General features: G+C 59.8%; 8 protein-coding genes and 1 pseudogene. 4 read left to right on the top strand and 5 right to left on the bottom strand.

Annotated features, from left to right (window positions below):
* Window positions 1-83 precede the first annotated feature (83 nt).
* Together IEY62_RS09745 and IEY62_RS21920 are read right to left on the bottom strand one after the other, a co-directional pair.
* Window positions 84-1,370 (bottom strand): carboxylesterase family protein, encoded by a 1,287-nt coding sequence (locus tag IEY62_RS09745; protein ID WP_189016706.1) that lies wholly within the window; start codon window positions 1,368-1,370, stop codon window positions 84-86.
* Window positions 1,371-2,194: 824 nt separating this feature from the next.
* A complete protein-coding gene (locus tag IEY62_RS21920) occupies window positions 2,195-3,220 on the bottom strand; it encodes a LacI family DNA-binding transcriptional regulator (RefSeq protein ID WP_189016703.1) in 1,026 nt (341 codons plus the stop codon).
* A 115-nt stretch (window positions 3,221-3,335) separates the two neighbouring features.
* Between IEY62_RS21920 and IEY62_RS09735 the strand changes: the two genes are divergently transcribed.
* Complete coding sequence (locus tag IEY62_RS09735) at window positions 3,336-4,664, top strand: MFS transporter (protein ID WP_189016700.1); 1,329 nt, start codon at window positions 3,336-3,338, stop codon at window positions 4,662-4,664.
* A complete protein-coding gene (locus IEY62_RS09730; protein WP_189016696.1) occupies window positions 4,661-5,548 on the top strand; it encodes a carbon-nitrogen hydrolase family protein in 888 nt (295 codons plus the stop codon). The genes IEY62_RS09735 and IEY62_RS09730 overlap by 4 nt, the downstream gene beginning before the upstream one ends.
* A gap of 727 nt (window positions 5,549-6,275) precedes the next feature.
* On the opposite strand, the gene IEY62_RS09725 is transcribed toward IEY62_RS09730, so the two are convergent.
* From IEY62_RS09725 to IEY62_RS09715, 3 genes and pseudogenes are all read right to left on the bottom strand, one after another.
* Window positions 6,276-7,478 (bottom strand): acyl-CoA dehydrogenase family protein, encoded by a 1,203-nt coding sequence (locus IEY62_RS09725; RefSeq protein ID WP_189017275.1) that lies wholly within the window; start codon window positions 7,476-7,478, stop codon window positions 6,276-6,278.
* Window positions 7,479-7,559: 81 nt separating this feature from the next.
* Window positions 7,560-8,708, bottom strand: a pseudogene (locus IEY62_RS09720) (CaiB/BaiF CoA transferase family protein); the annotation flags it as partial.
* A gap of 34 nt (window positions 8,709-8,742) precedes the next feature.
* Window positions 8,743-10,101, bottom strand: a complete 1,359-nt coding sequence (locus tag IEY62_RS09715) for an aminotransferase class III-fold pyridoxal phosphate-dependent enzyme (RefSeq protein ID WP_189016694.1) — start codon at window positions 10,099-10,101, stop codon at window positions 8,743-8,745.
* Between the two features lie 123 nt (window positions 10,102-10,224).
* Between IEY62_RS09715 and IEY62_RS09710 the strand changes: the two genes are divergently transcribed.
* The gene (locus tag IEY62_RS09710) at window positions 10,225-11,664 is read left to right on the top strand and encodes a PucR family transcriptional regulator (RefSeq protein WP_189016691.1); all 1,440 of its coding nucleotides are present in this window, start codon (window positions 10,225-10,227) and stop codon (window positions 11,662-11,664) included.
* Between the two features lie 371 nt (window positions 11,665-12,035).
* Window positions 12,036-13,190 (top strand): alcohol dehydrogenase catalytic domain-containing protein, encoded by a 1,155-nt coding sequence (locus tag IEY62_RS09705; protein WP_229785173.1) that lies wholly within the window; start codon window positions 12,036-12,038, stop codon window positions 13,188-13,190.
* Window positions 13,191-13,207: the final 17 nt, after the last annotated feature.

The raw sequence follows: 13,207 nt of genomic DNA, 5'->3' as shown, positions 1-13,207 counted from the left end.
CAGACTTGTTCAAAGCTCGGCCCGGTCTTGGGTTGAATGCATCTACCCGAAGGAAGGGCGTCCAATGACAAAGGCGCCGAGGACTACGGCTGGTTGGCCCCGAACCGAATTGACCGGCCCGGCAGGGCAGATATGCCCGATCGGGCAAAGCCGGTCCAAGCATCTCGCATGGTTTGAGCGAGGTCCTCCGGGATTGGGTTGTCAGCGAGCATAGGTGCGTCACTCCAGTCCCCGGTGAAGAGGAACGGAAGCTCTATGCAGTGGCAAGCACCTAGTTCGCCATTTTTAGGCGACCAGTCGAACCGATATGTTGCCACTCTCCCACCTGCTTTGGTCCAAATCGCAGCGATGCGGTCTACGGCATTAGCGAATACCATCCTGGTTAACACAAGGGTTAGAAACCCTTTCAAGGCCAACCCTAACCAGCCGAGGCGTGCCAAACGAGCTGAAATTGGACTCATAGCGACGAAGGGCGCAGCGTCGGCGCGGTTTGAGCCAATGAGAAGATCAATATCGGTAGCGGAGCCAAGGGCATCATAAAAGTCTGCTGGAAGGGGTCCTTCCTCGATAGTCGGCGCAAATGGCAGTCCTCCTATACGGCCGAAACGCTTAGCAGCCGATACAACGTGCCCCTGCGCCGCCAGCACATCCATCGTGCTCGAACTGGCCGGCTCTGGGAGATGTCTGGACAGAACACGACGCATCTCAGCAACCATTGACGCCCTTTTGACCCTCAAACCGAGGGGAGCGCTCTGGACAATCGCTCGGTGAAACAGGCCCCGTGCTGAGGCAGCCAGCATCAGCGCGATAATCGAATCACCACCGGCAGACTGACCGAAAAGGGTCACCTGTGCAGGATCGCCGCCGAATGCCGCAATATTTTTTGCCACCCAACGAAGAGCTTCGATCTGATCAAGGAGACCCAGGTTTTCTACACCCTCCCCTCCCGGGGGCAAATATCCAAAGACGCCGAGGCGATACGTGACGCTCACGACCACGACACCGTTCCGTGCTAAATCATCGGCGCCATACTTTGGGGCCTCCCCACCGCCGGACAGATAGGCACCACCATGGAACCAAACCATGACCGGCAGGTTCTCTGCATCGCTGGGCGCCGTTATTGACAGCACCAGGCAATCCTCGCGCTGTTCTAGCATGTCTACGACTGGCCCTGTAACGGAATCGAGTCGCGAACGTTCTTGGGGGCAGACAGGGCCGCGGGATAACGCTTCCCTGTTGACAGCGGGTGTCAGGATAGGAACTGGGGCCCGAAAACGGTCAGCTGTTGCGTACGGGACTCCCCGCGCATGAAGAAGGCTGCCCGACTGAGCAACGTGAAGTCGGCCGGACGAGGTTTGGATAGTGCCCATATTCGGAATCCGTCTGTTGAGTTGTAACTTCAAGTACTCTGTGAAGTTTGTAAACTGGAACCATCTAAATCATTTCACTCGCCATACGGAAAATTCGAGCTCCACTCCGAGATCGCTTAGAAACCGATTCACGCGTCGATATATGGCGTAACTTCATTCCACACCTCTCCAGCCAGCTAACTTGGCACCCGTGATGAACGCTCCCTCAAGCTTGCTGAGGATTGCCGTCGTGGCGTCTTGCTTGAGCCTTGCATTCTCCCGCCGCCCATCAAGCCGCGCCACAGTCCCACCTCTGGACGCCCATGCTCGACAGTAAATACGACCCCACCCCCGGGGGCTGCACCACCCTCTCCGCGAACTTCCGATTCCTCCACATCCGGGCCCCGGCATAGACGATCCACCCAATACATCTTCTTCGCCCAAACCCAGACCGCACACCAATGGTCAAGGTTCGAGTGGGTGTAACAATTCCTCATCTACGCCTACACCAGAAAGCAGCCCGCAACGCTCAGAACCCATCCTCACTACCCTCAAGGGCATCGACTGGTGGGCCGAGGATCCTTGCGCCGCCAATACATGCGGCTCGACATGCCTTTGCCAAGGACTGCACTTTGCTATGGTCACCAGCTATCCTCCTATGCATCGCCATGTCCTGTGTTCCAAGGGCGTTTGCGATCCCGCCAGCAAAGACTGGGCAACGGCATCTGGGCGGATGGTGGTCTCAGCCGATCAAGACCGACTCAGCCCTAGGCGGCCCCCTACTTCCCTATATGCTGCACCCCGCCGTCAAATGACAAGGTGCCCAAGACTCCCAAGTTTCTGAATCAGTTCTCGATCTGCGCTAATGAACTTCTCCACCGGACCGACGGCGTCACAACTACCGGCCGCGCAGTTGGGGCAGAGCCTGAGAGCCTATGGATAAGTAGGTCCACACAGGCCTTGGCCTGATCTTCAAGAAGCAGATCCAGGGATGTGATGGGTGGCGATGCCTCCCTTGTCAGTGCACTATCAGTCAGTGCGCAAATGCGGAGGTCTTCGGGAATCGTCAGGTCAAGTCTTTTGGCGGCTGCAAGTACGCCACTCGCGAATCTCGTGGATGAGACGATGATCGTGTCAGGCGCCTCGGAAGAAGTCAATAATTCATAAGCCAGTCCCGCCGCTCCGACGGAGCCCTCACCTTCATAAAGGTTGTGCGCACTGAGACTAACCCCAGCTTCTGTGCACCACTGCTGAATAAGGGTTTTCGTGGATCGCGTCCAGTTGTTGGCTTCACTACCGGCGATTAGTGCGACACGTCGTGCGCCGAGTGCCAGGGCAGCTGAAAGTAGACTCTCGGTGGCAGGGCCGTAGTCGACGCGGACAGCCCATGGGTCGTCTGGGTTTGCCGGGTCTATATCGGCGCACACGACCGGGACATGTCTCTTCTCCAAGGCGATGACCACTTCGTCGCCTTCGTAGGGACCCATGACGATGCAGCCGTCCATAGCCACGCGTCGGGCTCTGCTAGCAAGAACGTTCGGGACGTGAAGGAGACCTCGTCCTGTGGCCAGGGTGGCTGCGGCCGCGGCGCCAGAGAATCGCGTGAACGTCTCGGTGCCGCTCAGGGACCCATGAATTGCATTCCGTGGCCGCAGCACAAGTCCAAGAATTCCGACCTGCCCGCCACGCAGTGAAGCGGCAGAAGGATTCGGAATGTATCCAAGCTCGTCCGCTGCTGCCGTTACCCGCGCCGCGGTCTCCGGTGAGATAGGCCGGGCACGGCTGTATACGTGCGACACCGTGCTGATTGAGACGCCAGCAACCGCTGCTACATCCTTGATGGTTGGCTGTCGTCCGATTTTCTGAGGCACTCTCCAATTGTGCCGTAGGGGGCCGACAACTTTACCCCCTTGACGCCTTCATCGTGTCGGCCTATGCTCATCAAAACGTTTTGACGATGGCGTTGAAACGACAACTGGAGGCAAAATGGCTACTTCAAGCAGCAAGATTCAGACGACTACTCGTGCGCAAGTGGGGGGCTTACGCCGGGTGGTTGCATCGGCGGCGGTAGGTCAGTTCGTCGAATGGTACGACTTTGTAATTTACGCCTACTCAGCCGTAGTGCTGGCCAAACTCTTTTTCCCCTCAGATGACCCCGTAGCTGGTCTTCTCTCCGCTTTTGCCGTTTATGCGGTGGGCTTTGTGATGCGACCAGTGGGAGGGATCCTGTTTGGCCACCATGGAGACAAACGCGGACGCCGCAATGTTCTATCTGCGGTCATTCTGATCATGGGACTCGCGACCGTAACCATCGGTCTACTTCCTACGTATGCGGCAATCGGCATCGCCGCACCCATTCTCCTGGTGGTGTGCCGACTGGTCCAGGGACTCTCAGCTGGCGCCGAGGCCATGGGCTCGAACGCGCTCGTTGCCGAACATGCGCCCCGTGAACGACGCGGCTTTTTCGTAGGCCTGAGCTATACGTTCGCAAACCTTCCAGCTATCTTTGCAGCGCTTCTGATCCTCGGTCTGACAAACACCATGGGAATGGCAGCCTACGGCGAGTGGGGTTGGCGCGTCCCATTTCTAATCGGCGGACTGATCAGCTTCTTTGGGCTTTACATTCGACGGCAGGTCGACGAGTCACCGGAATTCCAAGAAATAGCAGTCAAGGACTCCATCCAGTCCGCACCTGCCGTATCCGTTCTCAAGTATCACCGGAAAGCGCTGCTATTCACCTTTGTAGTGGCGGCCTTGGCAGGACTGGGGTTTTACACGCTCACAGGCTATTTCGTCAGCTACCTAACAACATCGGTAAAACTATCCGGCAACGAAGCCCTCCTCTCCAACTCCATCGCGTTGCTGATCGCTGCGGTGGCCACTCCTCTTGCGGGAGCCTGGTCAGACAGGTTGGGGCGGAATAAAGTACTCATAATTGGGGCCGTCTTCTCCGCGGTCGCTGCTATCCCTGCCTATATGCTTGCCGGCGTCGGCACTTTGGGCGGTGCCGTAATGGGCCAGTCACTTCTCGCGCTTGCCCTAGGAATATTCTTTGGCCCCGTCGGCATCGCATACCTTGAACGTTTTCCCGCTTCCGTCCGGTTCAGTGGTTCAGCATTAGGCTACAACCTGGCTTACATCGTCTTCGGCGGGACTGCACCACTTGTAGCGACGTGGCTCGTAGCAGCCACCGGAAACTTGCTAGCACCAGCCATCTATACTTCCTCCCTCGCCGCGGTCGTTGCGCTGACGCTCGTCCTGCTGCCACGGAACGCGAGCACGCTGGACACCTATACGGAAGCGGATACCAAATGACCTCTCTTAACGTCGCCATTATTCAAACCACCTCGTCTGACCTGGACCCGGAAGGAACCATCGCCACTGGCATCCGGCTTACCCGTCAGGCGGCGATGAATCGGGCAGATGTCATCGTGCTGCCTGAGTTGTGGACGGGACTTGGGCTAGGTCCGCACAGGACACCAGAGGACATCTTGCAACGGAACGACGCCGTCGATGCACAACTTCAGGAAATAGCAGAGGAGTACAACTGCTACATCGTCGGCTCGACTTATCGCATACGCGACGGCAAGACAACCAACGCAGCGGTACTCACAGGGCCAGATGGGCCCGTCGGAACGTACGAGAAAACGCATCTCTTTGACGCAGGAAATAGAACCGACATCACGAATCCGTCTAACGAATCCGACAAGGTAACAGCTGGCTCACGACTACCCACGTTCGACACTCCCTTCGGAAAGCTAGGAGTGACCATTTGCGCTGACCTCCGCTTTCCAGAGCCCTATCGGGTGCTGGCCCTGAACGGGGCGAGGATATTAATCAACTGTTCAGCCTTCCTCGCACCTCGCTCGGACCACTGGGAATTCCTGCTACGCGCCCGCGCCGTAGAGAATCAGGTCTTCGTAATTGCATCAGGGCAATTCGGTCAGGAGCCAGCCAGTGGTACGATGTTTGTCGGCCGATCCATGGTCGTCGACCCATGGGGCCTAGTCATCGCTACAGCTTCGGACCGTCAAGGTGTCCTGTCAGCAACGTTAGATCTTGAACTCATCGATAACACCCGCCGGCAGTTTCCCCTCCTCGAGCAGCGCCGCCCAGAACTGTACAAAGACCTCACGGCACCAACTGGCTTTGATGGCTTGCTCCTGGCCAATGGAACACACGAGAGAGCAAAGGTTTAATCTGACATCACTTGAAGGGAAGGAACTGGCTTGATCGGTTCCTTCCCTTCCTCATGGGCAATAACTCTTCTGTTTCGAGGTCACAGGTGTGCCGAGCCAGGGGCGGTTCCCTGATGCTACGATCCTTCCAAACTAGCAAATACTGCGGTATCTCGATTAGCCTCTTCGTCCAATGCAAAAGCCTTTTGTTGGTTCGTCTCGACATAGTGAGAAGGCAGGCAAAATTGCAGCAGAGGACGTCGCTGGATCTGGCCCCCGCTGGCTGCAGTAACACCAGGGCTGTTTGATCGCGGCAAGGACTGCTGGCGATTGCGGTCATAGTTGATGTTCCGGCGGCCTGGCCACGCTCGGACGCCATGATTAATACATCAGCCCCGCGCATTGGACGCCCCAGAATCACCTGGCGCGCCACTGCCCAGGATCTAACCCATGTAGAACGACTACATCATTCTCCCCAGAAGCGGCGATAGCCGTCTGCAGACGTTTGAAATGAATGGAGTGACGTCCCCGATGAAGCCCAAGGGCTGACGCGATAAGGAAGGGCGTTCCACGTCTCAGGGCGGGGCAGGGTCCCGTCAGCGGGGGTGTGTGCGGCTCGAGTCCCGGTTGAGCCCCGCCACACGCGGCGTTCTTCGAGGAGGCCGCCCCGGCGTCGGTAACTTTGTCCGCCGAGGACGGGATCATATGTTCTCAGGCTCCGTCGATCAGGGCCCGGCAACGGCGGCACTCACCGAAAGGCTCCAATACCTGTCAGCTTCTGGCCGAGGATGAGGGTGTGGACCTCGTCAGTGCCTTCGTACGTACGAACGGACTCGAGGTTGTTCGCGTGGCGAAGGGGCGAGTGTTGGAGGGTTATCCCGTTGCCGCCCAGGATTGTGCGTGCTTCGCGGCAGATTTCGATAGCTTCCCGGCAGTTGTTGAGCTTGCCTACGCTGATCTGATGGTTCTGCAGCTTGCCGGCGTCTTTTAGCCGTCCGAGCTGCAATGCGAGAAGGAACCCTTTGTTGATCTCCAGCGCCATGTTCACGAGTTTCTGCTGGGTCAACTGGTAGCCGGCGAGGGGCCGTTCGAACTGGAGCCGCTTCTTGGAGTAGTCCAAGGCATCTTCGAAGGCGTCGCGCGCGGCGCCCATGGTGCCCCAGGCAATGCCGTAGCGTGCCTCATTCAGGCAGGTAAAAGGGCCTCGGAGGCCAATGACGTTCGGCAGGACCGCGTCGGCAGTCAGACGCACGTCATCCAGAGTGATGTCACATTGGACAGAAGCGCGCATTGATAGCTTCGGCTGAATTGGGGTGGCGGTAAAGCCACGAGTCTGGGTTGGTACGACGAATCCGCGCACGCCGGTGTCTGTCTGGGCCCATATAACTGCCACCTGGGATATGTTGGCTAGTCCGATCCACCGCTTGGAGCCGGTCAATATCCAGTCGGCGCCGTCCCGGCGGGCAAAAGTGGCCATGGCAGAGGGGTCTGAACCCGCAGTGGGTTCCGTGAGGCCAAAGCATCCGATGGCGGTGCCAGCGGCCATTTGGGGTAGCCATTCCTCTTTCTGTTCATCGGAACCGTGCTTCGAGATTGCCGACATGGCCAGAGAGCCTTGGACTGAAACGAATGTGCGGATGCCTGAATCTCCGGCCTCGAGTTCGGCAGCTGCCAACCCGTAGTCCACAGCGCTTTTACCGGCGCAGCCGTAGCCTTTCAAGTGCATTCCGAGAAGGCCGAGTTTAGCGAGATCAGGGACGATTTCCAGCGGGAACCGGGCCTCTTCATACCAGGTGGCGATGTTGGGTTTGATTTCCTCGCGAACATAATTGCGGACGCGGTCGCGCAGGGCGATTTCCTCGTCTGTGAGGAGGGTATCGAAGGAGATCAGGTCCGAGGGCTCGAGCGCGGTAGCGGCCTCGACGTCGGCGGAACTAGGGGCGAGAGTCATGATGTGGTCCCTCCTGGCATAAACGACTTCTGACTGGGTGGCATTTTGAGAGGCATGGGTAGACGTCTTGTTTTGGTGGTGTTGCCGTAGCCAGTCCACGACGTCTGCGGTGTGCTCACCGAGGGCGGGTGGAGCTTGGGTCCGAGGCGGCAGTGCCGGCGTCCAGGTGATTGGATGGCGGATCTGGCGGCCGGTAACGTTCCCGTCGGCGTCATGGACGGGAATGGTCGGCTCCAGACCCAAGGATTCGGCGTATGAGATGCCTTCACCTATGCCGGCCACGCGGCCGGCCGGTACTCCCACAGAAACCAGCCGGTTCTGCCATTCCTTCGATCCAGCGTCTGTGAGTCCGGCTTCCAACAGCGTGACAAGTTCCCGCCGATGCCTGACCCGTGCAGAGTTGGTGATAAACCGGGGATCAGCGGAAAGCTCTGGATTGCCGATGGCGTTGCAGAGCTTGGCGAACTGCGAGTCGTTACCAACGGCAACGGCGAGCGGGTCATCACCGGTGGCAAGAAGTTGATAAGGGACGATGGAAGGGTGGTCATTGCCCAGTCGCGCAGGAGTGATACCGGCGCCGAGGTACGCCTGGCCCTGGTTGGCAAGGGCGCCCTGGAGGCTCGATAGAAGATTGACCTCGATCCGCCTGCCTCGGCCCGTGGAACTACGCTCGGAAAGGGCCGCGAGGATGCCAATCGTGGCGTCTTTCGCTGTCAGTACATCGACCAGGGCGACGCCAACTTTGTAGGCGTCGCCCCGCGGGTCACCGGTAATGCTCATCAGTCCGCCGACAGCCTGCACTATGAAGTCGTATCCGGGCAGATCACGACCTCCTTCCGAACCAAAACCCGAAATTGATGCGTACACCAGACCGGGGTTCTCCTCGCCTAGTGACTCATATCCGAGGCCTAGTTTGGCGAGTCCTCCTGGTTTGAAGTTCTCCACCAAGACGTCGGCGCGGCGTGCCAGTTCCCGGGCAAGCTCGAGGTCCTCGGGGTCGGTCAGGTCAAGGGTGATGGATTCCTTATTTCGGTTGACGCTCTCGAAGTACGTCGCACCTGTCTTTGAGGAAGGTGGTGCCCACTGGCGGGTGTCATCTCCGGTTCCGGGGCGCTCGACCTTGATGACCCGTGCGCCGAGGTCGGCCAGGGTCATGGTCGCGAGCGGACCGGCGAGCACGCGGGAGAAATCGGCGACGACGATCCCCTCCAATGGTGCGCCGGAGCTCATAGCTGACCCCCCAGGGTCCACCTTCCCCGGAAAATCATGACAATACCGACCGAATGGATGCCTCCAACACTGCAAGTCCCTCGTCGAGGACGTCCGCTTCGATCCCGAGCGGAGGCAGCAGCCGGATGATGTTTCCGTTGGTCCCGCAGGTAAGAGTCAGGACACCATGAGCGTTGGCTGCCTTCGCGGCCGTGACAGCGAGGTCTCCACGGGGCCCTGAGGCGTCGCGGAATTCGATTGCCATCATGGCACCCCTGCCGCGAACGTCTGCAACACCGTCAAGTTCTACGAGCGGCTCCAGGCGGCGCCTGACTGCGTTTTCGACAAAAGTGGCGTTCTTCAGGAGCTTGCCGTCTTCGAGGAGTTCGAAGACAGCCAGAGCGGCTTCGCAGGCTACGGGGTTGCCTGCGTAGGTCCCGCCGAGACCACCGGTATGGACGGCGTTCATGAGTTCGGCGCGGCCAGTAGCCGCCGAAAGAGGCAACCCGCCACCAAGAGCTTTCGCAGATAGTGTGATGTCACCGGCAATACCTTCGTGCTCTGAAGCGAACAGCGTGCCGGTTCGGCCCATGCCTGCCTGAATCTCATCAATGACCAGCACAATGCCGTGTCGGGTCGCGATTTCACGGATGCCTTTCAGGAACCCGGGGGCCTGAACAATGAAGCCACCCTCGCCTTGAATCGGCTCAATTACCATAGCGGCAAACGTTTCCGCGCCGTGTTCTGCCAAAATGGCCTCGATCTTTTCGAGTGCCTTCGCCGGTCCATCCGGAGAGGTGTGCGCGGGCGCCGTCGGCGCCCGGAAAACTGAGCCCGGCAGAGGTCCGAAGTTCAGCCGATACGGGTTCTCCTTGGCCGTCATCGCCATCGTTAGCTGTGTTCGGCCGTGGTAAGCCTCGTCAAAAACGAGAATATTGGCGCGGCGGGTGGCGGCACGGGCGACCTTAATAGCGTTTTCTACCGCCTCCGCGCCGGTGGTGAACAGCGCGGTCCGCTTCTCGAAGTCCCCTGGGGTGTGTTCGTTGAGCCACCGGCAGACTTCAACGAAGGACTCGTATTCAGTCACCATGAAGCAGGTGTGGGTGAAGCGCTCAAGCTGGGCAGCGGCCCGTTTGGCCACCTTTGGGTTCGCAGCGCCAACGCTGGTCACGGCAATGCCTGAGGCGAAATCAATAAGATGGTTTCCGTCAACGTCTACGAGCAGCGCGTCGTGCGCGTGATCGATGAACACCGGCAAAGTGACACCAAATGCGTCGGTGACGTGCTGACGGCGCTCGGCCTCAAGCTCGCGGGAACGTGGGCCTGGAAGTTCGGTGAGTAGGCGGCGTGCTGCGGCCCTGACGGCGGCCGGATCTTTGGAATGGTTTGCGGCGAGTGCTGATGTGGCAGTCATAGGTCCTCCTCGTGTGGTGAAATCCACGATAGGGACAGTCCGGGCACGTGTCGTTGTACATTCTGTCCAGAAAAAATGAGGGATCCGTCTCAACGTACAAAACGGGGTCGCTATGATTTAGCCATGATCACCCTCGCAAGGCTTGTGGAGGCTGCAAAGCGCGACCTGGCGCCCTATTGGCCCGTCCCGCTCCCCCGCGTTGAACTGACCGGCGTGCATGTCTCGGAGCTGGAGGATCCCACGATGTTCCTCTACGGTGGCGAGCTCCTCCTCACTGTCGGGCTGCAGCTCACTGACCTCGATAGAGACGCGCGCCAAGAGTCCGCGAACAAGTATGTGCAACGTCTGGTCGACGGCGGCGTGGCCGCTTTGGGTCTCGGCCTGGGCTCAGGACATGCCATGGTGCCGGACGAGCTGCGGGCAGCTTGCGTGGAGGCCGGCCTCCCTCTTCTGACCATTCCCCGCGAGTCCCCGTTCCTGGCGGTATCGCGCGCCTACTGGGAGCTTGTCAGGCAGGGCGGCGAAGCCGAACTCACCGCTCTGCTAGGGCTTCAGGTTGCTTTGACTCGGGCCGCCGCGCAGGATGACGCTGAACCGGAGATCGTTCGGGAACTGTCCAGAGCTCTGGGGACCTGGGTTGCTTACCTTCCTGAAGGCGACGGGGCCCCGTCCTCGGCAGCCAATGGTGCTGAACTTCCGCCGGGCCTGCTGAGTGAACTCACGCGGGAATCCGCCATGCTGCGAAATGCGCGCCGAGGAGCCACCGGCAACATTCAACTGGCATCCGGTGTGGCGTCCCTCTACCCGGTATCTGACGGTCCAACAGCTTCTGGCTACCTGGCCTTGGGCAGAAGTGGGCAACTGGCTGCTGCCGAGCGGCATTTGTTCCTCACCGCATCCACGCTCCTGGCGGCTAGAGCAGCCGGACAGCGCAACGCCGCGGCGGAGCGTCGACGCGCTGAGGGAATGCTCGCAGCCCTGGTCCTGGAAGGCCATGACGATGCAGCCCGGCTCCTTGCACAGCAGATGGGTTCCGACCCGCTGCCCGAAACAGCTTTCGTCGCCGTCCTGCCAGACAACGAACAGGTGGCCACCCAGCACGCCCTGTCCGGGCTGGTACTCCAACGTTTCGGTGTCCTCTTTGTGCTTCAGGCAGCATCGAACCCCTATCCGACGTTGCCGAAAGGTGTGCGCGGTGCATGGGGCGGTCCGATGCCCCTAAGGAGGCTTCACGAAATCGGAGCCCAAGTGGCCGAGGTAGCCGCCTTGGCGCCCGCCGGTCAGCTCATACGCGTTGGTCACGGCCTCGACCTGCCGACAGATGAATGGCTGGACGAATTGGCTGCCCACCCCGGACAGTTACTTGAAACGGTTCGCTCCTACCTAGCCCACCGCGGACAATTCGAGGCGGCCGGTCGAGAACTGGGAGTCCACCGGAACTCGGTCCGTTATCGAATTGCCCAAGCAAAGGAACTGTTGGCGGTCGACCTCGATGACCCCGACGTAGCCGCCCAGCTCTGGCTCGCCCTCAGAGGGCGTCCCCAAGCAACCCGAAACGACTAAACCGCAGCGCAAGCCCCACTGGCCGGAAAAAACGACCAGTGGACTAAACTGCCCATGAAAAGTTGTCCTATCCCGCGCCACATGCGCCGGTCCCCAAAAGGCGGCTACACAACTGCGCCCCGCGCCCTTTGACGCTTCGTACAAAGAAAAGCGCATATCTCGACTTTCTGCATCGTGACGCAGCCCGCCCGGCTGCCTAATCTCAATGGACAGTCCATCGTCGGAGGAAGGACCCCTCCTCGGGAATGTGCACACCGTCGTAGGAGGAACCATGAGCACACGAGGCAGCACACATGGTGCTAATAGCCCCACGCGGTCCCTTCCGAAACGACTTCCCTGCACAGTTTTACTGCACCACTGAGAGGACCATCGTGACGATCGAAGATACGAAGTCAACCGCGAGGCCAGCCACCGGCACCAGGACCATCCGCGGGGCCGTACTTGAGGCCATCGGGGCAGAGCGCCCCTACGCGGACACCCGTCCCATCCATGTCGAGAACCTCGAACTCGAAGGCCCTGGCAAGGGCGAAATCCTGGTCCGCATCGAGGCGGCCGGCATATGCCACTCGGACCTTTCCGTCGTCAACGGAAACCGGCCACGACCAGTGCCAATGCTGCTCGGACACGAGGCGGCAGGCATCGTTGAAGAACTTGGCGAGGACGTAAACGACATCTCCTTGGGCCAGCGCGTCGTCATGACCTTCCTCCCCCGTTGCGGTGAATGCTCCGGATGCAACTCCAATGGCAAAACGCCGTGCGAGCAGGGCAGCGCTTCGAATACTGCAGGAACGCTGCTGGGCGGGAACCGCAGACTCTCCCGTGAAGGTACACCGGTCCAACACCACCTTGGGGTCTCGGCTTTCGCCACCCATGCCGTGGTCTCCCGCCGTTCCGTTGTCCCGGTCGGGTCCGACGTCCCTGCACACATCGCCGCTTTGCTCGGATGCGCCCTTCTCACCGGCGGAGGAGCAATCCTCAATGTCGCGAAGCCGGCACCTTCCACCCGGGTAGCCATCGTCGGTCTCGGCGGAGTAGGCATGGCGGCGCTCATTACGGCCATCGCTACCGGGGTTGAACATGTTGTCGGTGTCGATACCTTGCCAGCCAAACTGGAAGCTGCCCGGAAGCTTGGTGCAGCGGACGCCATGACCTCTGCTGATGCCCTGGAACGCGGTGAAAAGTTTGACGCCGTCATCGAAGCCGCAGGACACCCGCGTGCTTTGGAAGCTGCTATCACATTGACAAAACCCGGCGGCATCACTGTCACCGTGGGATTGCCGGCGCCGGGCCAGTCCGTCTCCATCGACCCTCTAACCCTGACAGCGGAGGCCCGGTCGATCGTGGGCAGCTACCTCGGCTCCGCAATCCCGGAACACGACATTCCGATCTACGAACAGCTTTGGCGATCCGGCCAACTGGCCGTTGAAGGACTCGTCTCAGACACTATCCCGCTCGAAGAAATCAACCGCGCCATGGACACGCTCGATGGCGGCCACGCGCTGCGCCAGCTCATCACCTTTTCCTGACCACCCATATTCCAGCT

This window comes from Paenarthrobacter histidinolovorans (assembly GCF_014647595.1).
Lineage (GTDB): Bacteria > Actinomycetota > Actinomycetes > Actinomycetales > Micrococcaceae > Arthrobacter > Arthrobacter histidinolovorans.
Note: the sequence above shows the minus strand (reverse complement) of the source record. Positions and strands in the feature narration are given on the sequence as shown.